The 26,390-nt window shown below is 72.7% G+C and carries 25 protein-coding genes; 8 read left to right on the top strand and 17 right to left on the bottom strand.

The genetic code is table 11. The features are described from left to right. Window positions 1–42: 42 nt before the first annotated feature. On the top strand, window positions 43–1,389 hold the full coding sequence (locus IF29_RS0107555) for an MFS transporter (RefSeq protein WP_380520864.1): 1,347 nt from the start codon (window positions 43–45) through the stop codon (window positions 1,387–1,389). A gap of 16 nt (window positions 1,390–1,405) precedes the next feature. Here the strand turns inward: IF29_RS0107555 and IF29_RS0107550 are convergent, their stop codons facing one another. The 6 genes from IF29_RS0107550 to IF29_RS0107525 form a co-directional block, all read right to left on the bottom strand. Beyond that, a complete protein-coding gene (locus IF29_RS0107550; protein ID WP_051724990.1) occupies window positions 1,406–1,999 on the bottom strand; it encodes a hypothetical protein in 594 nt (197 codons plus the stop codon). After that, window positions 1,996–3,411 (bottom strand): DUF58 domain-containing protein, encoded by a 1,416-nt coding sequence (locus IF29_RS0107545; protein ID WP_084713692.1) that lies wholly within the window; start codon window positions 3,409–3,411, stop codon window positions 1,996–1,998. The genes IF29_RS0107550 and IF29_RS0107545 overlap by 4 nt, the downstream gene beginning before the upstream one ends. After that, window positions 3,408–4,463 carry an AAA family ATPase gene (locus tag IF29_RS0107540; protein WP_084713690.1) on the bottom strand — a complete coding sequence of 352 codons (1,056 nt, stop codon included), beginning with the start codon at window positions 4,461–4,463 and terminating at the stop codon, window positions 3,408–3,410. Before IF29_RS0107540 ends, IF29_RS0107545 begins: the two co-directional genes overlap by 4 nt. A 70-nt stretch (window positions 4,464–4,533) precedes the next feature. After that, complete coding sequence (locus IF29_RS0107535) at window positions 4,534–5,142, bottom strand: hypothetical protein (RefSeq protein ID WP_051724988.1); 609 nt, start codon at window positions 5,140–5,142, stop codon at window positions 4,534–4,536. After that, window positions 5,139–6,233, bottom strand: a complete 1,095-nt coding sequence (locus IF29_RS0107530) for a DUF4129 domain-containing protein (RefSeq protein WP_051724987.1) — start codon at window positions 6,231–6,233, stop codon at window positions 5,139–5,141. Before IF29_RS0107530 ends, IF29_RS0107535 begins: the two co-directional genes overlap by 4 nt. A gap of 189 nt (window positions 6,234–6,422) precedes the next feature. Next, window positions 6,423–6,611, bottom strand: coding sequence for a hypothetical protein (locus IF29_RS0107525; RefSeq protein ID WP_030251329.1), 189 nt, complete (start codon window positions 6,609–6,611; stop codon window positions 6,423–6,425). 116 nt (window positions 6,612–6,727) lie between these two features. Here IF29_RS0107525 and map point away from each other — a divergent pair, with 116 nt between their 5' ends. Beyond that, window positions 6,728–7,576: a type I methionyl aminopeptidase gene (gene map, locus IF29_RS0107520; RefSeq protein ID WP_380520811.1), complete on the top strand. Its 849-nt coding sequence runs from the start codon at window positions 6,728–6,730 to the stop codon at window positions 7,574–7,576. Between the two features lie 116 nt (window positions 7,577–7,692). Here map and IF29_RS0107515 read toward each other — a convergent pair whose 3' ends face one another. Continuing rightward, on the bottom strand, window positions 7,693–8,418 hold the full coding sequence (locus IF29_RS0107515; protein ID WP_084713688.1) for a bifunctional DNA primase/polymerase: 726 nt from the start codon (window positions 8,416–8,418) through the stop codon (window positions 7,693–7,695). Between the two features lie 114 nt (window positions 8,419–8,532). On the opposite strand from IF29_RS0107515, the gene IF29_RS0107510 reads away from it, so the two are divergent. Beyond that, window positions 8,533–8,793 (top strand): hypothetical protein, encoded by a 261-nt coding sequence (locus IF29_RS0107510; RefSeq protein ID WP_051724986.1) that lies wholly within the window; start codon window positions 8,533–8,535, stop codon window positions 8,791–8,793. Here IF29_RS0107510 and IF29_RS0107505 read toward each other — a convergent pair. Continuing rightward, window positions 8,771–9,343: a hypothetical protein gene (locus IF29_RS0107505; protein WP_084713686.1), complete on the bottom strand. Its 573-nt coding sequence runs from the start codon at window positions 9,341–9,343 to the stop codon at window positions 8,771–8,773. The genes IF29_RS0107510 and IF29_RS0107505 overlap by 23 nt on opposite strands. A 140-nt stretch (window positions 9,344–9,483) precedes the next feature. Between IF29_RS0107505 and IF29_RS0107500 the strand changes: the two genes are divergently transcribed. Next, complete coding sequence (locus IF29_RS0107500; protein ID WP_030251316.1) at window positions 9,484–11,088, top strand: phytoene desaturase family protein; 1,605 nt, start codon at window positions 9,484–9,486, stop codon at window positions 11,086–11,088. Window positions 11,089–11,182: 94 nt separating this feature from the next. On the opposite strand, the gene IF29_RS0107495 is transcribed toward IF29_RS0107500, so the two are convergent. Beyond that, window positions 11,183–11,893 (bottom strand): TetR/AcrR family transcriptional regulator, encoded by a 711-nt coding sequence (locus IF29_RS0107495; RefSeq protein ID WP_084713684.1) that lies wholly within the window; start codon window positions 11,891–11,893, stop codon window positions 11,183–11,185. A 142-nt stretch (window positions 11,894–12,035) separates the two neighbouring features. Here IF29_RS0107495 and IF29_RS43280 point away from each other — a divergent pair, with 142 nt between their 5' ends. The 4 genes from IF29_RS43280 (at window position 12,036) to IF29_RS0107475 (ending at window position 18,497) form a co-directional block, all read left to right on the top strand. Continuing rightward, window positions 12,036–13,979, top strand: a complete 1,944-nt coding sequence (locus tag IF29_RS43280) for an anti-sigma factor RsbA family regulatory protein (RefSeq protein ID WP_051724985.1) — start codon at window positions 12,036–12,038, stop codon at window positions 13,977–13,979. A 176-nt stretch (window positions 13,980–14,155) separates the two neighbouring features. After that, window positions 14,156–15,574 carry an aldehyde dehydrogenase family protein gene (locus IF29_RS0107485; RefSeq protein ID WP_030251307.1) on the top strand — a complete coding sequence of 473 codons (1,419 nt, stop codon included), beginning with the start codon at window positions 14,156–14,158 and terminating at the stop codon, window positions 15,572–15,574. A 41-nt stretch (window positions 15,575–15,615) separates the two neighbouring features. Next, on the top strand, window positions 15,616–16,695 hold the full coding sequence (locus IF29_RS0107480) for a Zn-dependent alcohol dehydrogenase (protein ID WP_030251304.1): 1,080 nt from the start codon (window positions 15,616–15,618) through the stop codon (window positions 16,693–16,695). 188 nt (window positions 16,696–16,883) lie between these two features. Next, a complete protein-coding gene (locus IF29_RS0107475) occupies window positions 16,884–18,497 on the top strand; it encodes a peptide chain release factor 3 (RefSeq protein ID WP_030251301.1) in 1,614 nt (537 codons plus the stop codon). A 174-nt stretch (window positions 18,498–18,671) separates the two neighbouring features. Here the strand turns inward: IF29_RS0107475 and IF29_RS0107470 are convergent, their stop codons facing one another. The 8 genes from IF29_RS0107470 to IF29_RS0107435 form a co-directional block, all read right to left on the bottom strand. Beyond that, window positions 18,672–19,022, bottom strand: a complete 351-nt coding sequence (locus IF29_RS0107470; RefSeq protein ID WP_084713682.1) for a ribosomal protein L7/L12 — start codon at window positions 19,020–19,022, stop codon at window positions 18,672–18,674. A 9-nt stretch (window positions 19,023–19,031) separates the two neighbouring features. After that, on the bottom strand, window positions 19,032–19,616 hold the full coding sequence (locus IF29_RS0107465) for a hypothetical protein (RefSeq protein WP_051724983.1): 585 nt from the start codon (window positions 19,614–19,616) through the stop codon (window positions 19,032–19,034). A gap of 77 nt (window positions 19,617–19,693) precedes the next feature. Continuing rightward, on the bottom strand, window positions 19,694–20,743 hold the full coding sequence (locus IF29_RS0107460) for a LacI family DNA-binding transcriptional regulator (protein WP_030251292.1): 1,050 nt from the start codon (window positions 20,741–20,743) through the stop codon (window positions 19,694–19,696). A 192-nt stretch (window positions 20,744–20,935) separates the two neighbouring features. Continuing rightward, on the bottom strand, window positions 20,936–21,574 hold the full coding sequence (locus IF29_RS0107455; RefSeq protein ID WP_030251288.1) for a response regulator: 639 nt from the start codon (window positions 21,572–21,574) through the stop codon (window positions 20,936–20,938). After that, window positions 21,571–22,923: a sensor histidine kinase gene (locus IF29_RS0107450; protein ID WP_030251286.1), complete on the bottom strand. Its 1,353-nt coding sequence runs from the start codon at window positions 22,921–22,923 to the stop codon at window positions 21,571–21,573. The genes IF29_RS0107455 and IF29_RS0107450 overlap by 4 nt, the downstream gene beginning before the upstream one ends. Before the next feature lie 13 nt (window positions 22,924–22,936). Beyond that, window positions 22,937–23,740 carry an ABC transporter permease gene (locus IF29_RS0107445; RefSeq protein WP_051724982.1) on the bottom strand — a complete coding sequence of 268 codons (804 nt, stop codon included), beginning with the start codon at window positions 23,738–23,740 and terminating at the stop codon, window positions 22,937–22,939. A 65-nt stretch (window positions 23,741–23,805) separates the two neighbouring features. Then, complete coding sequence (locus IF29_RS0107440; RefSeq protein WP_051725020.1) at window positions 23,806–24,753, bottom strand: ABC transporter ATP-binding protein; 948 nt, start codon at window positions 24,751–24,753, stop codon at window positions 23,806–23,808. A 580-nt stretch (window positions 24,754–25,333) separates the two neighbouring features. Further along, complete coding sequence (locus IF29_RS0107435; RefSeq protein WP_030251279.1) at window positions 25,334–26,140, bottom strand: hypothetical protein; 807 nt, start codon at window positions 26,138–26,140, stop codon at window positions 25,334–25,336. Between the last annotated feature and the right edge of the window lie 250 nt (window positions 26,141–26,390).

Raw genomic sequence — 26,390 nt, 5'->3', positions numbered from 1 at the left:
CGGCTGCCCGGGTCAGGATCGACCGCTGTGACCTCGAACGACATCCCGCCCGCCGCCCCCGGTGCACTGCGCCGCCTCGCCGCCGCGTTCACCGTGGACCTCTCCCCCTGGCGCGGCTCACGGGACTTCAGGCTGCTGTGGAGCGCCGGGGCGATCACCGTCTTCGGCAGCTACCTCACCCTGGTCGCGGTCCCGCTCCAGCTGAAGCAGCTGACCGGCTCCTCCCTGGCGGTCGGGCTGATCGGCGCGGTCGAGCTGGTCCCGCTGATCGTCTGCGGTCTGTGGGGCGGGGCGCTCGCGGACGCGATGGACCGGCGCAGGCTGGTGCTGCGCAGCGAGGTCGCCCAGGGCCTGTGCGCCGCGGCGCTGCTGGGGAACGCGCTGCTGCCGCATCCGGCTGTCTGGCCGCTGTACCTGGTCGCCGCACTGAGCTCGGCCTTCGGCGCGATCCAGCGTCCGGCCCTGGACGCCCTCACCCCGCAGATCGTCGCGCACGACCAGCTCACCGCCGCCGCCTCGCTGAACTCGCTGCGCTGGAACGCCGGCGCCATCGCCGCCCCGGCCCTGGCCGGTGTCATCGCCACCTCGGCCGGTGTCTCCGTCGCCTACGCGATCGACCTGGCGACCTTCGTCGCCTCGGTGCTGCTGATGTACCGGCTGAAGCCGGTCCCCGCCCTGGCCTCCGCCGAGAAGCCCTCGCTGCGGGCGATCGCCGACGGCCTGCGCTACGCCCGCAGCCGTCCGGAACTGCTCGGCACCTACGCGGTCGACATCGCCGCGATGCTCTTCGCGATGCCGACCGCGGTCTTCCCCTTCCTCGCGGACCGGCTGCACGCCGACTGGTCCCTGGGGCTGATGTACGCGGCCTTCGCGGTCGGCGCGCTGCTGACCACCCTCACCAGCCGCTGGGCCTCCTCGGTGCACCGGCACGGCCGGATGGTGGTGTGGGCGGCGATCGGCTGGGGTGCCGCCGTCGCCGGCGCCGGGCTGTTCAGCGACGTCTGGCTGGTACTGCTCTGCCTGGTCGCGGCGGGCGCGGCGGACATGGTCAGCGGGCTGTTCCGGGCCACCCTGTGGAACGGCACCATCCCGGACGAGCTGCGCGGACGGCTCGCCGGTGTGGAACTGCTCAGCTACTCGGTCGGCCCGCAGCTCGGCCAGGTCCGGGCCGGCGGGATGGCCGCCCTGGTCGGCGTGCGGGCCTCGATCTGGGTCGGCGGCCTGGCTTGCGTCCTCGCGGTCGGCGCCCTGGCCGCCGCGCTGCCCTCGCTGATGCGCTACGACGCCCGCACCGATCCGCACGCGGTCGCGATGCGGGAACGGCGCGCGGCGGAGGCGGCGCGGCAGCGGGAGGCCGACCCGGCCGACCCCGCCGTCCTGGCCGGCTGACCCCGCCGCCCGGCCGCTATCCCCGCCGGCCCCTGATCCCCAACGCGACCGCCACCGCGGCCCCGGCGCCGGTCAGGGCCAGGGCGGCGATCAGGCGGGACGACGGGCCGAGCGAGGTGGTCGGGAGCAGGGCGGCCGCCAGCACGGCTGCGGTGCCGCCGTAGGCGGCGAGCAGGGTGAGCGGGCGGCGGAGCAGGCGCAGGCCGGGCGGGCCCGCGGCCACCGCGTCGACCGCGAGCAGGTAGGTGAGCAGCAGGGCCGCGTCGACGGCGGCGAGCCAGGCCGGGGGCGGGTCGGTCGCGGCGAGGACGATGCACAGCACCGCGAAGGCGGTGTTGCGGTGCCGGGCCAGTCGGGCGTACCAGCGGTAGCCGTCGGCGACCGGACGCGCCGTCAGCGGGGCCGCCGCGAACAGGGCCGCGGCCAGGGCGAAGAGCGGCACGACGTAGTCGACGGCGGGCCGGCCGGCCCAGGCGGTGGGGTCGGTGACCAGCAGCGCCAGCGCGCAGCCGAGGAGTTGCACCGGGCGGTCGAGGCCGGGCGCGGGCGCGGGCCCCGGTGTTTCGGTGGTCGAGGTCGAGGTCGAGGCCGTGGTCGTGGTCGTGGTCAACCGACCCTCCCGGAGAGACGGCTGCGCAGCAGCGGGGCGAGGGACAGGTCGAGGGTCTCGCCCAGCCAGGGGACGACCGGGATGCCCTTCTCGACCAGGCTGAAGCGGACCGCCTCGCGGTCCAGCCGCCAGAGCCGCAGGGCCAGTTGTTCGACCGGGTCGTCCGCGGCGATCCTGGGGTCGCCGATCGGGATCTCGACCACCGCGATCGGGTTGCCGTGCTCGGCGAGGCCGCCCAGCACGTCCATGATCCGGTTGTCGGCCAGCGGCGTGACCGCGTAGACCAGCGCGCCGTGCGGCAGCGCGGGCGGCGGGAGCCGGTTGAGGTCGGGTGTGTGGAAGGTGAGGTCCCGGCGGACGTCCAGGACGGTCTGCACGATGCGGTAGAAGTAGGCGTCGCCGGTGCCGGGCTGCAGCCAGTGCAGTTTGCCGCCGACCGAGACGATGCCGACCCGGTCGTGGCTGCGCAGATAGGTGCGGACCAGGCCGGCGGCGACCCGCAGCGACTCGTCCAGGCTGGAGCTGCCGGTGACCGGGTCCGCGACGTCGCTGAAGGCGTCCAGCAGGACCACGGCGTCGGCGGTGCGCTCGGCGGCGAACTGGTTGATCTGGATGGAGCCGCGCCGGGTCGTGGACGGCCAGTGGATGCGGCGCTGGCGCTCGCCCCAGACGTGCGGACGCACCCCGATGACCTCGATGCCCTCGCCGGACTGGCGGGCGGTGTGCTCGCCCAGCCGGTCCGGCAGCCGGACCGGGATGGGGGTGAGCCTGCCGTCCGCCGGCACCGGGAAGACCTCGATCTCGCCGAGGTCGACCCGGACCGTGGAGCGGGCCAGCCCGCCCGCGTCGTAGAGGTCGAGGTCGACCACGCCGAGCGACCAGCGGCCCCAACGGGTGGCGGTGAAGCCCAGGGTGACGACGGATCCGGTGACGTCCACGGAGAGCAGTTCGGTGCCGGGGCCGGGGGCGACGCCGGGGTCGATCCAGCCGACGGCGCCGTCGAAGTGGACGGTGATCCGCACGGTGACCGTCTCGTCCTCGAAGTAGCGCCGGGAGCCGACCTCGGCGGTGGCCCCGGCCCGGTCGGGTCGGCCGCCGACGCCGGCCAGGACCAGCAGCACCGCCGGGCCGACGGCCAGCGCCAGCAGCCAGGGCTGCCCGGTCAGCACCGCGGCCGCCGTCGCCACCGCGGCCACCGTGGCCAGCCGCAGCGCCCGCTCGGACGGGCGGGCGCCGTCCGGGCCGGGGGCGGGCGGCTCGGATTCCGGGCGGTGGGTGCCGTCGCCGCCGAGCGCGCGGCGCACCTCCGGCGGGAGCAGCGGCGCGGGCTCGACCGGGGCCGCCGCGGCACCGGTGGCGCGTCCCGCGACGGCCCGGGCCGATCTGCGCCGGGGCGTCCGACCCACCGTCATGCCTGGGGCGGAGTGGTCTGCGGGGCGATCTGCGCACCGGTCCGCGGGGCGCTGCGCGGCGTGGTCCGCGGTGTGGGCACGGTCTCCACCACCCCCGCGATCACGTCGTCGGCGCTGATCCGGCGCACCCAGAGCTCCGGCTTGAGGCTGATCCGGTGCGCCAGCGCGGGGACCGCCACCGACTTGACGTCCTCGGGGGTGACGAAGTCGCGTCCGGCCATGACCGCCCGGGCCCGGGCCAGCTGAACCAGCGCCAGGCCGCCCCGGGGCGAGGCGCCGACCTGGATCTGGGCGTGCTTACGGGTCGCGTCGATCAGCGCCACGATGTAGTCGACCAGGTCGTCGTCGATCTCGACCCGCTCCAGGCTGTCCCGCATCGCCAGCACCTCGGCCGGGTCGGTCAGCGGCTTGAGGACGGCCTCCGGCGCGGACCGGTCCAGGCGGGCCCGGAGCATCGCGGCCTCGTCGGCGACCGGCAGGTAGCCCATCCTGACCCGGAGCAGGAAGCGGTCCAGCTGGGCCTCGGGCAGGGTGTAGGTGCCCTCGTACTCGATCGGGTTGTCGGTGGCGATGACCACGAAGGGCGAGGGCAGCCGACGGGTGGTGCCGTCCACCGAGACCTGGGCCTCGGCCATCGCCTCCAGCAGCGCCGCCTGGGTCTTCGGCGGGGTGCGGTTGATCTCGTCCGCGAGCAGCAGGTGGGTGAAGACCGGCCCGGGACGGAACACCATCTCTCCGCTGCGCTGGTCGTAGAACGGGGCGCCGGAGACGTCGGAGGGCAGCAGGTCGGGGGTGAACTGGATCCGGCTGAAGTCCAGGCCGAGCACGGTGGCGAAGGACCGGGCCAGCAGGGTCTTGCCCAGGCCGGGCAGGTCCTCGATCAGGACGTGTCCGCCGGCCAGCACGCCGAGCATGACCAGTTCCAGCGCCTGGCGCTTGCCGACGACGGCGCGCTCGATCTCGGTCAGCACCTCGTGCGCGCGGCTGCCCGCCTGCTGGGGCGTCAGGACCGGGGCGTCCTGCGGGCTCACGGTTGTCACTGCGCTCCTCATGTCCGGTTCGGACGGTTCGGACGGTTCGGGAAGGGGCGGTATCGGCGGGGTCGACGGATCCGGCGTCACGTCACATCTTTTCCAGGCGTTCGACGAGGGCGGTCAGGACGGGCCCGCTGATGGGATCGGGGGCCAGCCGGGGGTCGACCCGGCGGGTGGTGCTGCGCCGCTGCCGGCCCGCGGCCCCGTTGCCGGCCGCAGGCGCCAGCGGGCCGACGTCCAGCGGATGGCGTCCGGTGCGGGGCCGGGTGGGGTCGATCCAGGGCCACAGCTCGGGGCCGATGATCGCGGCGGCCTGCCGGGGCTGGGTGTCCAGGGAGACCCCGTGCCGCTCGGCCAGGCGCACCGCGTAGAGGCGCTGCAGCAGCGGCCGCAGGTGCAGTTCGTAGCCGCTCATGGAGTCGAGGGCGTCCTCGATCGCGGCGTCCCAGTAGCGCAGGGTCGGCTCGCGGCTGCCGACCAGGTGGACCTTGCGGCGGTAGTCGCTGTCCATAGCCTGGGCGCCGTGCACGTAGCGCACCGCCAGGATCCCGGCGACGGCCAGGACGGCGGCCCCGGTGGCCGCCCCCGGCAGCCCGCCGACCAGCGCCAGCGCCACCTCGGAGCAGAGCGCGGCGGCGCCGAGCCAGAGGAGTGCCTCCGGCAGGACGGCCAGGCGTGGTACCGCTCGCGGACTCATCGGGCCTCCGCCCCCTTCGACACCGGCACTGCCGCCGCCTCGGCCGCGGCCGCCTGCTCGGCCAGCGCCGCCGCCGCTGCGGCCTCGGCCTCCAGCCGGGCGGCGCGCTCCGCGAGCAGGGCACTGATCTCGTCGAGCGCGGCCCGCGCCTGCTGCAGGTCGGACTCGGTCATCGGATGGGTGGAGTAGCGCGCCTCGCGGAACAGGCCGGCCAGCTGATGCGGCGCCAGACCGGCCAGCAGACCCGCCTCGGAGGCCCGGCGCAGCAGGTCGGCCGGGCTGTCGGCGGCGTGGCGGCGCACCCCGCCGGCGACCAGGGACTCCTCCATCGCGGCGTAGCAGGCGATCACCGCGGCCCTGACGTCCTCGCCCTGCAGCGCCAGCCGCCCGGCCCGGACGGCGTCGCCGAGCGCGGCGCCGTCGTCGTCCTCGGGGGCGAGGGTGGACCGGAGCACCGGCGGGGGCGTCCTGCGGGCCTGGAGCCAGCGGCTCACGAAGACCGCCAGGACCACCACGGCCGCCACGGCCAGCAGGCTGATCAGGACCAGCAGCACCTCGCCGACCGGAAAGGGGTGCGAGCCGCTCTTCCTGGCCGGTGCCAGGCTGGGCAGGGCCAGGGGGCTGGGCTGCTGGTTCGGCGGCGGTGTGACCGGGGTCAGGTCCGGTGGCGGCAGGTCCGGCGGGCCGGTGTGGGTCAGTCCGAGCATGGCCACCCCGACGGTGGTCGCCAGCCCGATGATGCCGAGCGCGGCGACGGTCAGGGTCTGCAGCCGCTCCTCGCGCGGCGTCCCCAGCGGCCGCTCGCCCTGCCGGGCCTGGTACTGGGCCACGCCGTACCAGCCGCCGGCGAAGACCACCAGGGCGACCAACAGCCACAGGCCGTGCAGCACGCCGACACCGCCCAGCGGGGCGGAACCCCCGGCCCGCAGGCAGACCGCGGCCACGGCGGTTCCGACCACGACGGCGAGCAGCAGGAGCGGTCCGCGGGCGCCGGGGCGGTGGGCGCTGCGGTCGGCGCCGGAGCGGGATTCGGCAGGGGCTGACCCGGGATCACCGCTCCGCCGCTGTGCCGCCGCTGCCCTGTCCGCCACCCGCGTGCGCCCCCGCCGTGCCCGTACCGTCACCGGTGCGGGAAGTGCGTACCCATGCCGGTCTCGACGGCAACCCTGGCACGATCAGCGCCGCCACGCCAAGAGCTGTCCGGAATATCCGGAATGCCAGCCCCTTACCGTGTCGTTGCCAGTCGCCCGCCGTCCGTGCGGGGTTGGTGCGGGGTCCGCTCACTGCCAGCGGGGGTCGTTGTCCCACTCCTCGTTGCGCTCCTTGGTCTTCTCCAGCGCCCTTGCGGCCTCCGCCTCGGTCGCATACGGCCCGAGCCGGTTGCGCGCGGGGCAGACCATGCCCTGCTCCACGGTCTTGTGCTTGAGGCAGTAGAACCAGCCCTCGGCCTTGTCGGCACCGTCGGCCATCACGCTTCTCCCTACGTTTCCCGGTGTTGCGCCGCGCTCGCGTCCGCCATCAGCATCCTGCCCAGGGCTTCGCGTCGCACTCCGGGGCCCGCCGGACACCCCCTAGAATCGCCCGCATGTCTCCACTCGTTCCCGGCACCCTGTCACCGACCCGCAGCGTCCCGGCGCACATCCCACGCCCCGAGTACGTGGGCCGCAAGGGGCCTGCCCCCTACACCGGCCCGGAGGTGCAGTCCGCGGAGACCATCGAGAAGATGCGGATCGCCGGACGGATCGCGGCCAGGGCCATGGACGCCGCGGCCGCGGCCATCGCGCCCGGCGTGACCACGGACGAGCTGGACCGGATCGCCCACGAGTACATGTGCGACCACGACGCCTACCCCTCGGACCTGGGCTACCGGGGCTTCCCCAAGTCCATCTGCACCTCGGTCAACGAGGTGATCTGCCACGGCATCCCGGACTCGACCGTGCTCCAGGACGGCGACATCGTCAATCTGGACGTCACCGCGTTCATCCACGGGGTGCACGGCGACCTCAACGCCACCTACCTGGTCGGCAATGTGGACGAGGAGTCCAAGCTGCTGGTGGAGCGGACCAGGGAGGCCACCCGGCGCGGGATCGCCGCGGTCAAGCCCGGGCGACAGATCAATGTCATCGGGCGGGTCATCGAGTCCTACGCCAAACGCTTCAACTACGGCGTCGTACGGGACTTCACCGGGCACGGCATCAACACGTCGTTCCACTCCGGCCTGATCGTGCCGCACTACGACAGCCCGTACGCGACCACGGTGATGCAGCCGGGGATGACCTTCACCATCGAGCCCATGCTGACCCTGGGCACCTACCAGCACGACATCTGGCCGGACGGGTGGACGGTGGTGACCAAGGACCGCAGGCGCACTGCGCAGTTCGAGCACACGCTGGTGGTGACCGAGAGCGGGTCCGAGGTGCTGACTCTGCCGTGACCTGTGGTTCGGTGGCTGGTCGCGCAGTTCCTCGCGCCCCTAGGGGGCTGCAAGTGAGCCAGTTGCAATTGGCAGGGGCGCGGGGAACTGCGCGGCCGACCAGCTACGGTCCGCAGCTAACCGATCAGCCAGTGTTCTCCGACAGCGACGGCGCCAACCGCGGTGCAGGCGTCCGTGAGGACGTCCAGGACGCGTAGCGGGTCGGGGAGGGGGCGGTCCGGGTCGCGTACCCAGCTGACCGTGGAGCCGTCGGCGAGACGGGACGGGGGCAGCAGCACGTAGCTGCCGCGCGTGTGCCACCGCAGGCCCGGGTGTTCGGAGACGTCCTCGGGGCTGGTGTCCAGTTCCGAGGTCCACCACTCGTCCTCGTCCAGCGCGTAGCGGCTGGTGGTGAAGAAGAGGTAGCGGTCCTCGCCGACCGCGGCGACCGGACCGACCGCCACGCCCAGGCTGTCCATCCGCTCCAGCGCCAACCGCCCGGCCTCCGCCGGTACGTCCAGCACGTCGTGGTTGCGGCCGGTCGCGGTGACCGCGTTGGCCTCGGGGTCCCGGGTCAGCCAGCGGGTGACCTGCTCGGCGTCGGCGGACGCCTGCGACTGCCAGGCGAAGGAGAGCGGGTGCTGCGCGGGGGCGGGACAGCCCACCCGGCCGCAGGAACACCGGTAGTCGACGGCGTGCGCGGCCGGGGCGACCGGGAAGCCCGCGCGGACCGCGCGCAGCAGCTGTTCCAGCCGGGACTCCAGGCGGGCGGCAGCCTCCGCGGCGCCCAGCGGACCGGTTTCGCGCGCGCCCAGGCCCGAGCGCCTGCGCCACCAGTTGGATCGCCTGCCCGCGGATTGCATCGAGCCCCTCTCGCCACCGTACGCACCCCAGGGTTACCGGAATGTGTACAGAGCAGGATACGGGTGCGACAGGGGTGGTGTGTGCCAGGGGCCGGAAGTGAGAGGCTGGGGTCCATGCGCCGAGCCCGGGTCCAGTTCGTGGGAGGGCCGCTGGACGGCAGGATCGCGGCGGTCCCGGTCAACCTTGCCGAACGCGTGCCCCCGGAGCAGCGGACCACGGTGCCCGCCGCGTCGGACCGGCCGGCCCAGACGCTGGTCTACGTCCGGGAGCAGTTCCACGCGGCGGACGGCCGCAGGCAGTGGCGCTACGTCTTCGCGCGGGCCGAGGCCGGCGCGGCCGGGGCCGAAGGGGTCAGCTCGACACCATCTGGGTGAGCTGGCCGGCCGAGGGCACCTGGTCGGTGACGTTGAGGCCGTTCTGCGAGGCGGCCTTCTTCACCCCGTCGACGACGCTCTGGACCTGGTTGAAGTCCGCGTCGGTGGCGTTGCCGCCCCTGATCTTGCTCGGCAGGTTCTTGATGCTCTCGATACCGGACGACAGCGCGTCGGTGGCCTTGGACAGGGTGGGGTCGCCCTTGGCGTCGTTGAGCGCGGCCTTCAGCCGGTTGTAGGTGAAGGCGCCGGCCAGGCCGCCCTTCACCAGGGCGAAGGTCCTGCCCTTGGCGCCGCTCTTGAACGTGCCCGCCTTGAACGGCTTGTAGAGCCACTGGTACGCGGCCCCGGCGGCCAGGCTCGCGTTGGCCACGAACTTGGTCTTGGCGAACTTGACCCGGTCGGCGCTGCTGGTCGGCGTCGCAGCCACGGCGGCACCGACCGCGCTGACGGAGCTCTTGCTGCTGCCGCTGGAGCAGGCCGGCAGCACCAGCAGCGACGCGGCCAGCGCCACCGCCGCGAGCGAGGTACGAAGGCGGGTGTTCGTCAGCACGACGGGTCCTCCGGAAATCTGGCTGTCTCGGACGCCCTCACGCTCACACGCGCTCGCCCGCCCGGCGACCCGCTGCGGGCCGAACGGGTGAGCGACGACGAGGTCTGGCCGAGGACCCGTCCGGCTGGTAGGACTTCCGAATGAGCGATTCCTCTTCCGTCTACGTGTCCCCGCTGCAGCGCCACTACGACGTGGTGGTGGTCGGGGGCGGCCACAACGGGCTGGTCGCCGCCGCCTACCTGGCCCGGGCCGGGCGCAGCGTGCTGCTGCTGGAGCGGCTGGGGCACACCGGCGGCGCGGCGGTGTCGGAGCGGGCCTTCGCCGGGGTGGACGCCCGGCTGTCGCGCTACTCCTACCTGGTGAGCCTGCTGCCCGAGCGGATCAGGACGGATCTGGGCCTGCAGGTGGAGCTGCGCCGGCGCAGGGTGTCCTCCTACACGCCGGTGCAGCGGGCGGACCGGTCGACAGGGCTGCTTGTCGACAACGGCGACGAGCCGGCCACGGCCGAGGGGTTCCGCCGGCTCACCGGTTCGGGGCGGGAGTTCCAGGCCTGGCGCGAGTTCTACGGGCGGACCGGGCAGGTGGCCAGGGCGGTCTTCCCGACGCTGACCGGACCGCTGCCGACCCGGACGGAGCTGCGCAAGCGGATCGGCGACGACGCCGCCTGGGAGGCGCTGTTCGAGCGCCCGCTCGGGGAGGCGGTGGAGGCGTCCTTCGCCGACGACCTGGTCCGCGGGGTGGTCCTGACCGACGCCCTGATCGGCACGTTCACCCATGCCCACGACCCCTCGCTGCGGCAGAACCGCTGCTTCCTCTACCACGTGATCGGCAACGGCACCGGCGACTGGGACGTCCCGGTCGGCGGGATGGGCGCGGTCACCGACGCGCTGGCCTCGGCCGCCCGGAAGGCCGGGGCCGAGCTGCTGACGGGCTGTGAGGTGACGGCGGTGCGGACCGACGGCAGCGAGGCCGAGGTGGTGTTCCGCTGCGGCGGGGAGGAGCTGCGGGTCGACGCGGCGCAGGTGCTGTGCAACGCCGCCCCGCGCGAGCTGGAGCGGCTGCTGGGCGAGGCGCCCGCCGGGCCCGACCCGGAGGGCTCGCAGCTGAAGGTGAACATGCTGCTGCGCCGGCTGCCCCGGCTGCGCGACCGGGACGTGGACCCGCGGGCCGCCTTCGCCGGGACCTTCCATGTGGCGGAGGACTACCGGCAGTTGGAGGACGCCTACCGGGACGCCGAGGCGGGCGCGGTGCCGTCCGTGGCACCGTCCGAGCTCTACTGCCACTCGCTGACCGACCCGTCCATCCTCGGCCCGGAACTGCGTGAGCAGGGCTACCAGACGCTGACCCTGTTCGGGCTGCACCTGCCGGCCCGGCTGTTCGCCGGGGCGGACCACGACAGCGTGCGTGAGGCCGCGCTCGCCGCGGTGCTGGCCCAGCTGGACGCGGTGCTGGACGAGCCGCTGGCCGACTGCCTGGCGGTGGACGCCGAGGGCAGGCCCTGCCTGGAGGCACGCAGCCCGCTGGACCTGGAGCGCGACCTCGGCCTGCCCGGCGGCAACATCTTCCACCGCGACCTGGCCTTCCCCTTCGCGGAGGACGACACCGAAGCCGGTGCGCCGCCGGACCGCTGGGGCGTCGCCACCGCCCACCCCAACGTGCTGCTCTGCGGCGCCGGCGCGGTCCGCGGCGGCGGCGTCAGCGGCATCCCCGGCCACAACGCCGCGATGGCCGCGCTGGGTTGGTGAGCGCCCGTCAGACCGCGGTCGTCACCAGGCCGCAGCCGTCACCGAGCCGCCGTCGCCGAGCCGCGGTCACCGAGCCGCCGTCACCGAGTCGCCGTCACTCCGACGGCTTGCGGTAGCGGGCGCCGTGCAGGCGGGGTTCCAGGCCGATCCAGATCACCGACATCAGCCGGCGGGCGGTCTCCTCGGGCGGCTCGGGGCCGGTGTCGAGGACCCAGCCGGCCAGGGCGTCCGCGGCGCCGACGATGGCCTGGGCGACCGCGGCGGCCTCGCCGCGGTCGGGGCGCTCGCCGGGGCGCGGCGGCGGGACGGAGTCCAGCGCCGCCCGGCGGACCAGCGCGGTGACCGCGGCGGTGACCTGGCGGCGGGCCGCGGCGACCTCCTCGACCACCGGCTCGCCCTGGGCCCGGGCCTGCTGGTAGAGCACGATCCAGCTCTCCCGGTGCTCGGCGACGAAGCCGAAGAAGGCGGTGAGTCCGCGCCGCAGCTGCTCCCCCGCCTCCAGCCCCGGCTCGGCCGCCTGGCCCACGGCCACGATCAGCCGGTCCGCCTCGCGCCGGATGCAGGCGGCGAAGAGCTCCTCCTTGGACCCCAGGTAGAGGTAGAGCATCGGCTTGGAGACCGCGCACTCCTCGGCGATCTCGTCCATGGAGGCCGCGTGGTAGCCGGAACGGGAGAAGACGCGCACGGCGGCGTCCAGCATCTGCTGTTCGCGCTGGGCCCGCGGCACCCGCTTCGCCCTGGGCGCGGGCGCGGTGGCGCGCGCGCCGGTGGCACTCTTGGCCGCGGGGTGTGCATCCGATCGCATTGCCTGAGTCTATGGGTTCGCGGGGGCACGGAATCGCTCACCGCAGGCATCGGATTTCGCCAAGGTGCTGACCTGATCTACCGTTCCGCCCTAGATTTGCGGCATCCGCGGCATTCGGAAGCCGCCGGCAGCAGGAGGCCTGATGGCCACCGTCCAGCAGCCCGTGCCCGTCGGCGCCGTGCGGCCCAATGACCACCTCTGCTTCGTCTTCGGGGACGAGCGCGAACGCGCCGCGGTGACCGCCGCCTTCGTCCGCGACGGGGTGCAGTGGCACGACAAGGTCATCTACATCGCCGAGGACGACGGCCCGGCCCTGGTCCGGGTGCGGGAGACGCTGACCGGCGCCGGCATCGACGTGGACGGCCTGGCGGCGAGCGGGCAGCTGCTGATCGTCCCGGCCGACCTGGTCTACATGATCGACGGGTACTTCGACATCGACCGCACCGTCGCCATGATGGACTCGCTGATCGAGCAGACCGCCGCCGAGGGCTACCGGCTGCTGCGGGTCACCGGGGAGACCGGCTGGGTGCCCAGGCACGGCATCACCATGCAGCAGATCGTCGCCTACGAGCAGGCGGTCTCCCCGCTGGCGGTCGGCGGCAAGGTGCTGGCGCTGTGCCAGTACGACCACCGGGCCTTCGCCTCGGCCGACATGGCCGTGGTGGACGCGGCGCACAACGGCAGGGCGGCCGAGAACGCCCAGTTCGAGGACGGTGAGCTGGTCATCCGCCGGCACCGCGGGGCGACCCCGGGGCTGGGGCTGAGCGGGGCGGTCGGCGACGGCGGGCACACCCCGCTGGCCCAGGCGCTGAAGGCGGCCCTGGCCGACGGGGCCGACCTGGACGAGGATCTCCATGTCGACATGTCGGGTCTGGACTTCATCGACCTGGAGGGCCTGCGGCTGCTGATGGCCACCAAGCAGGACCTCAGCGACGGCCGCTCGCTGCACCTGGAGCGTCCGGCCGCCCACGTCCGACGGGTCATCAGGATGGCCGGCTGGGACACCGCCGACAGCTTCCGCTCCACCGATCCGGACTTCCGGCACCAGGTCTGCGTCTACGGCTCCGACGAGGAGTTCCTGGCCATGGCGCTGCCCTTCGTGGAGGAGGGCTTCCGGCGCGGCGAACCGGTGCTGGCCGCCACCACCTCCGCCAATCTGGAGCTGCTCAGCGAGGCCCTGGGCGACCGGGCCGACCGACTGGACTTCGCCGAGACGGCGTACTTCGGCCGCCGCCCGCCCCAGCGCGTGGCCGCGTTCGAGCGCTACTGGCGGCACACCGCGGCGACCGGCGGCAGCACCGCGAACGGGGACGGCCCGCGCCACGTCCGGATCATCGCCGAGCCGGTCTGGGCCGGCCGCTCCCGGGCCGAGGCCGCCGCCTGGAAGCAGATGGAGTCGCAGCTCAACGCACTGCTCACGGACACCAACATCTGGATGATCTGCCCCTACGACTCCCGGATCGCCGGCCCCGACGTGCTGGCCGACGCGCTGCGCACCCATCCGCAGCGGATCGACGGCACCAGGACCACCGTCTCCGACGCCTACCTGGAACCGGTCCACTTCCGTGCGCAGAGCCCGGCGGCCGCACCGCTGGAACCGCCGCCGGCCGGCGCCGCCCGGCTCAGCTGGAGCACCCCCGCACCCGGCAGCGCCCATCTGCGCGGCTTCGTCGCCGACCACGCCATGCACCTGGGCCTGGACCGGGAGCGGGCCGAACTGCTGGTGCTGGCCGTCGCCGAGGTCTCCCGGCTGCTGGCCCACGCCGCGGCGGAGGCCGAGGCCCCGGACCCGGCCGTACCCCTCACGGACGGATCCGTGGCGATCTGGTCCAAGGCCAGGACCGTCTCGGTGGAGCTGACCCAGCCCGGCCCCCGCCCCGCCGACAGCGCCCTGGACGACCCCACCCTCGGCTACCGGCTCCCCCGCCCGGACGGCCCGCAGCCCGGCGAAGGGCTCTGGCTGGCCCGTCAGATCTGCGAGAGCGTCGAGGTCAGGACCTCGGACGCGGGCTGCACCGTGCGGATGGAGCTGGCCGGCGCGCGGGCCGAGGAACTGCGCCAGCGCGAGGCGCCGTTCCCGTCCTGACCTCGCCCGATACCACCGGAGCCGACCTGGCGCCGGGTGCCGGACGCACCGTGACGTGCGGCACGCGGCACGGCACTTGCGTCGGAGCTGCCCGGAGCGATTAATTAGCATTGCTAGTTAACGTCGGCCGACCAACAGCCGGCCCGGCAGCGCAGCCGCGACGGAAGGACCACCTGGTGCAGCAGCATGGAGATCAGTACATCGGCGGCGAGTGGGTCCCGTCCCTCGGGACGGACACCATCCCGGTACTGAACCCGGCGACCGAGGAGGTCATCGCGTCCGTCCCGGCCGGCACCGCCGAGGACGTGGACGCCGCCGTGCGCGCCGCCCGGGCGGCGGCCCGCGGCTGGGGCGCGACCACCCCGGCCGAGCGTCTGCTGCCGCTGACCCGGCTGCGCGACGGCCTCGCCGCCCGCCAGCAGGAGATCGCCGCCACCGTCGTCGCCGAGCTCGGCTCCCCGATCGGCTTCGCCACCAACGTCCAGGCCGCCCTCCCGCTCGGCGTCGCCGGCTCCTACCTGGACATCCTGGCCGGGTACGAGTTCACCGAGCAGGTCGGCAACTCGACCGTCTACGCCGAGCCGGCCGGGGTCGTCGCCGCCATCACGCCGTGGAACTACCCGCTGCACCAGGTGGTCGCCAAGGTCGTCCCGGCCCTGGCCGCGGGCTGCACCGTGGTGCTCAAGCCGGCCGAGGACACCCCGCTGGTGGCCCGGCTGTTCGCGCAGATCATGCACGAGGCCGGCTTCCCGGCCGGGGTGTTCAACCTGGTCACCGGGGTCGGCACGGTCGCCGGCGCGGCCCTGGCCGGACACCCGGGGATCGACCTGGTCTCCTTCACCGGCTCCACCGCGGTCGGCGCGAAGATCGCCGAGATCGCCGGCGGCGGCATCAAGCGGGTCGCCCTGGAACTCGGCGGCAAGTCCGCCAACGTCGTCCTGCCCGGCGCCGACCTGGCCCGAGCGGTCAACGTCAACGTCGGCAACGTCTTCGCCAACTCCGGCCAGACCTGCACCGCCTGGACCCGGCTGCTGGTGCACCAGGACCAGTACGAGGAGGCCGTCGCGATCGCCGCCAAGGCCGCCGCCAAGTACGTCCCCGGCGACCCCACCTCCCCGGAGACCCGCCTCGGCCCGGTGGTCAACGCCAAGCAGCGGGACCGGGTCCGCGGCTACATCGAGACCGCGGTCGCCGAGGGCGCCAGGGTCGTCGCGGGCGGCCCGGAGGCCCCCGAGGGCCTGGAGACCGGCTTCTACATCCGCCCGACCGTCCTCGCCGACGTCACCCCGGACGCCACCGTCGCCCAGGAGGAGATCTTCGGCCCGGTGCTGTCGATCCTGTCCTACCGCGACGAGGCGCACGCCCTGGAGATCGCCAACGGCACCTCCTACGGCCTGGCGGGCGGCGTCTGGGCCGCCGACAACGAGACCGCGGCCGCCTTCGCCCGCGGGATGGACACCGGCCAGATCGACATCAACGGCGGCCGCTTCAACCCGCTCGCCCCCTTCGGCGGCTACAAGCAGTCCGGCGTCGGCCGCGAACTGGGACGCCACGGCCTGGAGGAGTTCCTCCAGCCGAAGTCGCTGCAGTTCTGATCCGCACCGCCCACCCCCTCCCGCCGAGAAAGGCCCGTGCCATGGTCCGCGCCGCCCTGCTCCCCGCTGTGGGAGCCCCGCTCGAACTCACCGAGATCGAGCTCCCCGAGCCCGGCCCCGGCCGGGTCCGGGTCAAGCTGGCCGCCGCCGGCGTCTGCCACTCCGACCTCTCACTGGCCAACGGCGTGCTCAGGGCCAAGACCCCGGTGGTCCTCGGCCACGAGGGCGCGGGCACAGTGGTCTCCGTCGGCGAGGGCGTGGACTCGGTCCGTCCCGGCGACCCGGTCGTGCTCAACTGGGCCCCCGCCTGCGGCAGCTGCCACCTCTGCACCATCGGCGAGCCCTGGCTCTGCGAGAACCAGTACGCCGCCTCGGTCGAGACCTACGCCGCCCTGCCCGACGGCACCGGCCTCTACCCCGGCCTGGGCGTCGCCGCCTTCGCCGAGGAGACGATCGTCAACGAGAACGCGATCATCCCGCTGCCCGAGGGCGTCCCGCTGACCTCGGCCGCGCTGCTCGGCTGCGCCGTGCTCACCGGCTACGGCGCGATCCACAACGCGGCGCGGGTGCGCGACGGCGAGTCCGTGGTCGTGTTCGGCCTCGGCGGGGTCGGCCTGGCCGTGCTCCAGGCGGCCCGGATCGCGGGCGCGTCGCCGATCATCGCGGTGGACGTCAGCCCGGAGAAGGAGGAACTGGCCCGGCTGCACGGCGCCACCGAGTTCCTGCTCGCCGACGAGCAGACCCCCAAGGCCGTACGGAGGCTCACCGGCGGCAACGGCGCGGACCACGCCTTCGAGTGCGTGGGCCGCAGCACGACCATCCGCGCGGCCTGGTCCTCCACCCGCAAGGGCGGACGGGTGACGGTCGTCGGCATCGGCGGCAAGGACGACCTGGTCTCCTTCTCGGCCCTGGAGGTCTTCCACTTCGCCCGCACGCTCACCGCGTGCGTCTACGGCAACAGCGACCCGGTCAAGGACATCCCGGTCCTCGCCGAACACGTCCGAGCCGGACGGCTCGACCTGGACGCCCTGATCACCGACCGGATCACCCTGGACGAGATCCCGGCCGCGTTCGAACGGATGGCCGCGGGGCGCGGCGGGCGCTCGCTGGTGGTCTTCTAGTCTTTTAGGGGCGCGGGGCTCTGCTTGATGAAAAGCATGCGCTGCCAACCCTCTACGGAGGTGCATGGTCGGCAGCGCATGCTTTTCATCAAGCAGAGCCCTGCGCCACTGTTGTGGTTCGACTCGGTGGGCACTTCCTCGTTAAGGTGGTTTGTTCCCCCGCATGCTTCAGGACCGAGGAAATCACCGTGAGCTCCGACCAGCCCGCCAGCGCGACCCAGGTCCTCCAGGAAGCCTCGCGGCGGCGAACCTTCGCCGTGATCAGCCACCCCGACGCCGGTAAGTCCACCCTCACCGAGGCCCTTGCCCTGCACGCGCAGGCGATCACCTCGGCCGGTGCCGTCCACGGCAAGAGCGGGCGCAAGGGCGTCACCTCGGACTGGATGGAGCTGGAGAAGGAGCGCGGGATCTCGGTCACCTCCGCCGCGCTCCAGTTCGGGCACCGCGACCATGTGATGAACCTGGTCGACACCCCCGGCCACGCCGACTTCTCCGAGGACACCTACCGCGTCCTCTCCGCCGTCGACTGCGCGATCATGCTGGTGGACGCGGCCAAGGGCCTGGAGGAGCAGACCCGCAAGCTGTTCTCGGTCTGCCGCCACCGCGGCGTCCCGGTGATCACCTTCATCAACAAGTGGGACCGCCGCGGCCGCGAGTCGCTGGAACTGCTGGACGACATCCAGAACGTCCTGGAGATCACCCCGGTGCCGGTGGTCTGGCCGGTCGGCAACGCCGGCAACCTGCGCGGGCTGGTCGAGGCGAGCAACCCGGAGCAGATGCGCCGCTTCACCCGCGTCCCCGGCGGCACCCACAAGGCCGAGGAGGAGAAGCTGACGGCCGATCAGGCCGCTGAGCAGGAGGGCGAGGTCTGGCAGACCGCCCTGGAGGAGATGGAGCTCGTCCTCTCCTCCGGCCCCGGCTGGGACGAGGAGGAGTTCCGGGCCGGAAGGATCACCCCGGTGTTCTTCGGCGCCGCGCTCACCAACATCGGCGTCGGCCTGCTGCTGGACGCCGTGGTCGACCTGGCCCCGGCCCCCGGCCCGCGCCCGCTGGCGACCACCGGCTCCCGCCCGGTGGAGTCCGACTTCTCCGGCCTGGTCTTCAAGATCCAGGCGAACATGGACCCGGCCCACCGCGACCGCATCGCCTTCGTCCGGGTCTGCTCCGGGGTCTTCGAGCGCGGCATGTCGGTCACCCGCGCCGCGAGCGGCCGATCCTTCGCCACCAAGTACGCCCACACCGTCTTCGGCGCGGAGCGCACCGTCGTCGACACCTCCTACCCCGGCGACGTGGTCGGCCTGATCAACGCCACGGCGCTGCGCGTCGGCGACACCCTCTACGCGGGCAAGAAGGCCGAGTTCCCGCCGCTGCCGGCGTTCGCCCCGGAGCACTTCGCGGTGGCCCGCCCCAAGGACATCAGCCGCTCCAAGCAGTTCCGCAAGGGCATCTCGCAGCTGGACGAGGAGGGCGTGGTGCAGGTCCTGGTCTCCGACCGCCGCGGTGACCAGGCGCCGGTACTGGCCGCTGTCGGCCCGATGCAGTTCGACGTCGTGCTGCACCGGATGGAGCACGAGTTCTCGTCCCCCATCGCGCTGGACTACCTGCCCTACAACATCGCCCGGGTCACCGACGCGGAGGGCGCCGCCGTCCTCGGCCGCAGCCGCCTGGTCACCGGCGAGGCACTGACCCGCCGCTCCGACGACGTGCTGCTGGCCCTGTTCGGCGACAAGTGGCAGATGAACAGCTTCGTCCGCAGCAACCCGGACGTGAAACTGGAGACCCTGATCGCCACCGCGGACTAGGTTCCCCTTTCGACTGCGGCGTCTGCCTGGTTGGTCGCGCAGTTCCCCGCGCCCCTGATGGTTCCGCACAGTGGGCAACTTGCAGCCCCATAGGGGCGCGGGGCTCTGCTTGCTGAAAAGCGTGCGCGACCAACCTCTCGCGGCCCGCAGCCGAAGAACGCCGGAACCCCGACCTCACCGACGCCAGCGGCTCCCGCCTCCCCGTTCCCCCGGCTCCGCCCGGGCCACCTGCTCCACCGCCTGCTTCGCCTCCAGCAGCCCCACGTGGGTGATCTCCCGGTACGCCTTGATGGCCTGGATCAGCTTGTCCTGCCGGAGGAATGCCATCACCTCGGGCATCCCGCGCGGATCGGTGGCGTCGTACGCAACCGGCGCCGCGTCCACCGGTGCCGCCGGTCCCGTCGGCGTCGCCTGCGCCGCCGCCGCGCCGATCCCCAGATGGGCGATGATCGAGTCGAGCTTGGCCTCGATGTCCGCCAGCCGCTGGTCCGTGGTCCGAATGTCGATCTTGCCGAACATATCCATGGCCAGAAACTAGGGCATCGACGCCCGCCTGCGTGAGCCCCTCGGCTTGTAGACCGAGAGCGCCGTCGCCGTGGTGTAGAGCGCCCCGGCCACGATCGGCGCCGCGACCAGGCTGTTCCCGGCCCCACCGGGCCCACCACCGGCCAGGCAGTTCGCCACGGCCCGGTCCATCAGCGGCAGCAGCGCGAACACCGTAGCGACCAGGGCCACCAGTGTCAGCACCAGCTTGATCACCACCCAGCGGTACCGCAGCAGCCCCCAGTACGTCCCCAGCGACAGCACCACCCCGGACACGCCCGCGACCAGCGCGACCGGCAGCACCACCGCGTAGCCGAGCAGGTCGATCGCCCGGTACACCCCCAACTCCCCGTCCCCGGGCGTGAACCAACGCCCCGTCACCCCCAGGGCCAGCACCCCCAGGTCCAGCCCCAGCCACCCGACGGACGTCACCACGTGCAGCAGCACCCACAGCCGCCGCCCGCGCCGCGACAACCGGAACAGCGGCGGCGCGGCAACGGCGGCCCGGGTCGGTGCGGGAGGCGTCGCTGCGGAAGGGATGCTCGACGCGGTGTGGTCGGAGGTCTCGGCGGACATGTGCCCACCCTGCCGCTCCGGCCGCACCCGCGCGTCGTAGCCGGAGCGGCACTTCGACTACTCCGGCGGGAGTAGGGCTACGCCGACCCGCGGATCACCAGCGTCGGCTGGAACACCACCGACTGCAGCGACTCCTCCGGTTCCGCGATCTGCTGCAGCAGCAACTGCGCCATCCGGGACGCCATCTCCTCCAGCGGCTGCCGGACCGTGGTGAGCTGCGGGTCGCAGGCCAGCGCCGCGCTGCTGTCGTCGAAGCCGACCAGCGCGACGTCCTCGGGGATCCTGCGGCCGGCCCGGTTGAGGACCGGAACCGCGCCCAGGGCCATCAGGTCGGAGGCGATGAAGACCGCGTCCAGGTCGGGGGCCTGTTCCAGCAGCAGCCGCATCGCCGCGGCGCCGCCGGCCTGGGTGAAGTCGCCCTCGACCACCCCGGCCTCCGCCAGGCCGTGCGCGGCCATCGCCTGCCGGAAGCCGGCCAGCCGCTCCTGGGCGGACGGCATGTCCAGCGGGCCGGTGAGCGTGGCGATCCTGCGGCGGCCGGTGGCGACCAGGTGCTCGACCCCGAGCACCGTACCGGCGCGCTGGTCGGCCTCGACGAAGCTGATCGGAGTGGGCTGCCCCGGTCGGCCGGACAGCACCGCCGGAACGGCGGCGTCGGCGAGCAGCCCGGGCAGCGGGTCCGCCGCATGACCCGAGATCAGCACCACACCGTCCACGTGCCCCTGGCGCAGATAGCTGACCAGGTGGGTACGGGAGTCGGCGTCGTCCACCAGCATCAGCACCAGTTGCACGCCGCGCGGCCGGATGACCTCCATGACGCCGGTGACCATCCGGCCGAAGAAGGGGTCGGTGAACATCCGGCCGAGGAACGGGTCGGCGACGTTGCGCTGCTCGGCCTCGGAGACGACCAGGGCGATCGAGTCGGTGCGCCGGGTGACCAGGGAGCGGGCTGCCCGGTTGGGGACGTAGTCGGTGGCGGCCACGGCGTCCTCGACCAGCCGGCGCATGGCGGGGTCCACGGTGGTGCTGCCGTTGATGACACGCGAAACCGTGGCCCGGGACACGCCTGCGACCCGGGCCACGTCCTCGAGCGTGACCGAACCATTGGACGGCGGCTTCCTGTTCATGCCGTAGTTATACCTGCTGTCAGGACGTGGGGAACCGCCGACCGCCGGGTCAATCGATCACGGACGGCCGATCAGCTCACCGCCGCCGGCACGAACCTTCCGCAAGCGCCCCGGTTCCGCCCTGCAACCGCTAGGGAACCGCTCCGGATCCGCCCCGGATCCGCCCCGGAACCGCTCCGGAAGCCCCGCGGCTCAGTCCCGCCCGAGCAGCCCACGCTCGTACGCCGCGGCCACCGCCGCTGCGCGGTCCCGCACCCCGAGCTTGGTGTAGAGGTGCATCAGATGGGTCTTGATGGTGGCCTCGCTGACGTGCAGTTCACGGGCGACCGCCTGGTTGGTGGCACCCGCCGCGACCCTGCGGAGCACCTCCAGTTCGCGCGGGCTGAGACTGCCCGCCTCGCGCACCCCGAGCCGACCCATCAGGGCCCCCGCGATGGCCGGAGCGAGCACCGACTGGCCCGCGTTGGCCGCCCGCACCGCGCGGATCAGCTCCTCCCGCGGTGCGTCCTTGAGCAGGTAGCCGGTGGCCCCGGCCTCGATCGCGGGCAGCACGTCACGGTCGGTGTCGAAGGTGGTCAGCACCAGCACCCGGGCGGGATGCCGCAGTTCGCGCAGCCGGGTGATGGCCTCGACGCCGCCGGTGCCGGGCATCCGCAGGTCCATCAGGATGACGTCGACGCCGATGTCGGTCCGCTGCGCCTGCCGCACCGCCTCCGCCCCGTCCCCCGCCTCGCCGACGACCTCGAACCCGTCGTCGCCGGCGAAGACCCCGCGCAGGCCGTCGCGCATGACCGGGTGGTCGTCCACGATCAGCAACCGGATCGGGCTCATCGGACCGCCCCCAGCGCCGGGTCGCGGACCGGGACGGCGGCGTTGACGGTGGTGCCGTAGCCGGGGGTGGACTCCACGTTGAGGTTGCCCGAGAGGCGTTCCAGCCGGCGCCGCATCCCGGGCAGACCGTAGCCGCCGGAGCGGTGGGAGTCGCCGGAGGAGCCGGCTTCGGCGCCGGAGGGACCGCCTTCGTCGGCGGAGCGACCGGCTTCGCCGGCGGGGGCGGTTTCGTCGGCGGGTGTGAATCCCACCCCGTCGTCGGCGACGTCGAGCAGCAGCATGTCGTCAAGATAACTGAGGGTCAGATGCACCTGGGTGGCCCGGGCGTGCTTGCCGACGTTCGCCAGTGCCTCCTGCGCGACCCGGAACAGCGCCGCCTCCACGTCCGTGCCCATCGGAGCCGGGATCCCGGTGGTCTCCACCTCGGCGGCGATGGCCGACTGCTCGGACCAGCTCCGGGCGAGGGCCTCGATGGCCTCCGGCAGCGTGGCCCGCTCCAACTGCTCCGGACGCAGCGCCCGTACCGACCGGCGGGCCTCGGTGAGATTGGCCCGGGCCAGCGAGTCCGCCAGGTCCAGGTGGCGGTTCCACTCCGGCTCGTCGTGGCGCGCCCGCCGGGCGGCCTCCAGTTGGGTGATGATGCCGGTCAGTCCCTGCGCCAGGGTGTCGTGGATCTCGCCCGCCAGCCGCTGCCGTTCCTCGACGATGCCCGCTTCGCGCGCCTGGACCAGGAGTTGGGCGTGCAGACCGGCGTTCTCGGCCATCGACTCCTGCAACCGGCGGTTGGCCTCGCCCAGGTCGTCGATCATCCGGCCCCGCTCGGTGTTCTGCTCCAGCACCCGGTTGAGCAGGCCGACCATGAACAGGACCGCTGTGACGTTGAAGGCCACCATCACCAGGTAGATCACGGTGTGCAGGTCCCAGGCCACCGGATAGCCGTTGGTCTGCGAGGCCGAGAGCACCGCGGCGACCAGGACGAACGCGGCCTTGCGACGATCCGGCTCCAGCTCGTCGGCGAAGAAGTAGCAGCTGAAGGCGAACACCCCGAACCAGGGGTTCGCCCAGACCAGGACTCCGCTCAGCAGGATGTGCACGCAGAAGACCACGGCCCGTACGTTGCCCGGCACCCCGGTGACCGGGTAGCGGATCAGCGCCGCCGACCAGCAGGCGGCCACGGCGACGGCGACCGTACCGGTCAGACCGTGGGCCGAGGTGAGCGACGGACCGCCCCCGTCCGAGGGGCCCAGCACGGCCAGCGTCGTGGCCACGCCCAGGATCGGCAGGAGCAGCAGCCGGGCCAGGCGATCGGAGCGGGCCTGCCAGGCATCCGGAACGGGGACAGCAGTCATGGTCTCGATGGTGTCACTCCCAGCGGAACATCCGCGACGCCGCGAAGCCGCAGACGATCGCGTACCCGGCCAGCACCAGCAGCGCCGCGGTGGGCGGCCAGTGCCCGGCGATGGACGCCTGCAGGGCGCGCACACCGGCGCCCAGCGGGCTGTAGTCGCTGATCGTGCGCAGCGGCACGTTCATCTTGTCCCTGGGGATCCACAGCCCGGCGAAGAACATCAGCGGGAAGAAGGTGACCAGCCCCAGCGCGTTGGCGATCCGCTCGGTCTTGGCGATGGCGGTGATCAGCATCCCGATCCCCAGCGTGGCCGCGGCGACCAGCAGCAGCGACACCACGAAGCCGCCGAACTGTCGCGGCGCCGGCGCCCCGCAGACCGTCGCGACCACCAGGATCACCACGTCGATGACGACGCCCAGCCCCAGGTAGATCAGCCCCTGGGCGCCGAGCAGACGGCCGGGCGGCACCGGCGTCGTGGAGAGCCGGCGCAGCACACCCTTCTCCCGGTAGCTGCTGAGCACCGCCGGAAGCATGTTCACGGCCGCCATCAGGAACACGTACATCATCAGGATCGGCACGTATACCTGCAGCGGGCTGAGCCCGCCGAAGGACCGGCTGGCGTGACGGGTGCCGGGGACGATGCCCAGCACCACCACGGCGACGATCGGCAGCAGGGCGGTCCACACGACCGACCCGGCGTTGCGGAAGAACAGCAGCGCCTCGGTCCGGGCCAGCAGCCAGAACGCCCTACGGCGGACGGCCATCGCGCCGGCCGGAGCGGGCGCGGGCGTGGGTGCAGGGTATGCGACGGTGGTCATGGCAAACTCCTCGAAGTCAACGGTCGTGTCTCGTAGGTCGTGTCTCTATGTCTCGATGTCTCGTGTCAGCGGTCGTGACGCAGCGGTCGGACACGTGGGCCCGGGTCCGCCACCTCGTCCCGCCCGGTGATGGCGAGGAAGGCGTCGTCCAGGCTCGGCTGCTCGACCCGCAGCCGGTGCGCCAGCACCCCCTGCCGGGCCAGCCGCGCGGCCACCGCGGCCAGCGCGTCGGCACCGCCGACCACGAGCACCTCGTCCCCGCGCCGGCTCACCGACTCGACCTCGGGCAGCTCGCTGAGCAGGGAGTCCTCGATCGGGACGGACGGCACGAAGCGGATCCGCTGCTGCACGTCCAGGCGCGCGGTCAGCTCAGCGGGCGTGTCCAGGGCGACCACCCGTCCGGTGTCGATCACCGCCACCCGGTCGCAGAGCCGCTCCGCCTCCGCCATGAAGTGGGTGACCAGCAGGATGGTCACGCCCCGGTCCCGCACCGACTCGATCAGTTCCCAGGTGTCGCGTCGCGCGGCCGGGTCCAGACCGGTGGTCAGCTCGTCGAGGATCGCCACCCGGGGGTTGCCGACTAGCGCCAGCGCGATCGACAGCCGCTGCTGCTGTCCTCCGGACAGCTTCCCGTACCGGGTCCCGGCCTGCGGACCGAGGCCCAGCACCTCCAGCAACTCCCGCCAGTCGGCCGGGCGTTCGTAGAAGGAGCTGTACAGCCGCAGCGCCTCGCCCACCTTGAGGTTGGGCGGCAGCTCACTGTGTTGCAGCTGCACCCCGAGCTCGGCGACGACCCGCGACCGGTCCCCGACCGGATCCAACCCGAGCACCCGCAGCCTGCCGCCGTCCGCGCGCCGCAGCCCGCCGATGCACTCCACCGTGGTGGTCTTCCCGGCCCCGTTGGGCCCCAGGATCCCGAAGATCTCACCCTCGTTCACCGAGAACGACACATCGGCCACAGCCGTCCGCTCCCCGTACTGCTTCCGCAGCCGCTCCACCTCGATCACCGGCACCGACATCACCCACGACTCCCGCCCGCTCACCCGAGCCCACCCGCCGACGCCCTTCGCCGACAACAGCCAGTCTCGGCGCGGTGCCCGGGTCGCCGAATCGCCTGACCGGCCAGAAGCCGATGACCGTCCGGTGGAGCCGCACCATCAACCGATCGGCTGATGGTCTGTGGTCGGCAGGGGCGGATCAGCCGGTCAGTGGGGCAGGAAGACGCTCAATCCACCCATCTGGTGCGAGGAGTTGGGTGGCGAGGATGCGCTCGTAGCGGCCCATCCAGCACTCCTGCCGCGTGCGGTCGATGAATCCCGACCGTGCTTGACGATGCCTCAGGAAGTAGCGGGCCCAGGACGTTGGGCCATTCAAAATCTGTATCCCCGGCAGCTTACGGATCTGCGCTGTTAGCACGAGGGGGCCAGTTTGGCCAAGAGCACCATGCGTCGTGGCATCACCACAGCCTTCGTCACCACAGCCCTGGCAGCCGGCCCAACATTCTCTGACGACCTGATCTACCAGCAGGACTGGATCAACGAAACCGGACACAGAATCGGCATAACGTTCCTAGTAGCCTTGAATCATCTCTGCTCAGAAAGTTCCTGTGCCGGCAAGGAGCGCGCACTCAAGCAGGGTGTCGGCGTCAGTTCGCCGCTGTCGCTGGTTGAGTGCGTGGAGGATGTGGAGTACGTCCCGTTCGGGACGGCGGCCGGCGTAACTGATGATTGCGTCCGCTGCTCCGAGGAGGCCGGCGTCACGGCAAGACACCACGGCGTCGGCAGTCTCGCTGGGCTGGACTTCGGTGCCGACGTGGCGGATGAGACCGTTGGCGCGTTCGAGGTTGCCGGCGGTGAGGTACAGGGCGAGGTCCTCGGTAGGCGCCCAGATGAAGTCCGGGAGAGTTGTGTTGTGCCGGTCCCCCTCCGGCCGGGGGACCGGCACAACACTCCGCGCGGGGGTGGAGGCAGTGATATCAGCCGGCCTGACTCTCTCAGAGAGTGCCTGTTCCAGCGAAGCGGCTGCCCCGCACAACGGGCAGGCGACCGGTTTCCCCGGCTCCTCTTCCGCGGGCAGAGACGGGGACAGGGCTTCCCGGAGACGGTTCAGCGTCTCCCAGGAGCACACCATGCCCTGGGTTCTCTCGCTGTTCGCAGCCAGCGAGTGGAGCGCCCGAAGCGGTGCCTCCCTGGGGGCGCGCTTGCGCCTGCCGTTGGCCAGGTCGGACAACACCGGCCTGCTCAGGAACCCCTCTGTCCCTGCTTCCTTCAGCAGTCTTTCTCCCGTGTGCTGGCAAGAGAGCCCGATCCGAAGCAGCAGACCGCGTACGGCCTCGGCAAGCTCTCGCTGTTCGACGGGAAGTGCGGGGTCGAGCGTGGCGAAGTCACCAAGCCTCGGCAAGTCATGTCTCCTTCATGGGAGTTGCCGGTTGAAGATCAGGCCATTGTGTCGCCTGACAGGCGAGTTGCGTGCGAGATTCCTGTCTCGGCTTAAGGGCTAACTGGCTCTGCAGGTGGGACACGATCACCCTTCCGATCCGGGAGCCGCTGCTGTTGAGTTAGGTGCTGTAACCGGCCAGCAGCTGTCGGGCCTCCGGCGTCCGCAGTCCTGCCCGGTGATGTCTCGCTCTTCAACCTGAGAGGTGGACTTC

The sequence above is a fragment of the Streptacidiphilus jeojiense genome, from assembly GCF_000719095.1.
GTDB classification, from domain to species: domain Bacteria; phylum Actinomycetota; class Actinomycetes; order Streptomycetales; family Streptomycetaceae; genus Streptacidiphilus; species Streptacidiphilus jeojiensis.
The sequence above is the reverse complement of the archived record's forward strand: the minus strand, read 5'-3'. Positions and strand labels throughout refer to the sequence as shown.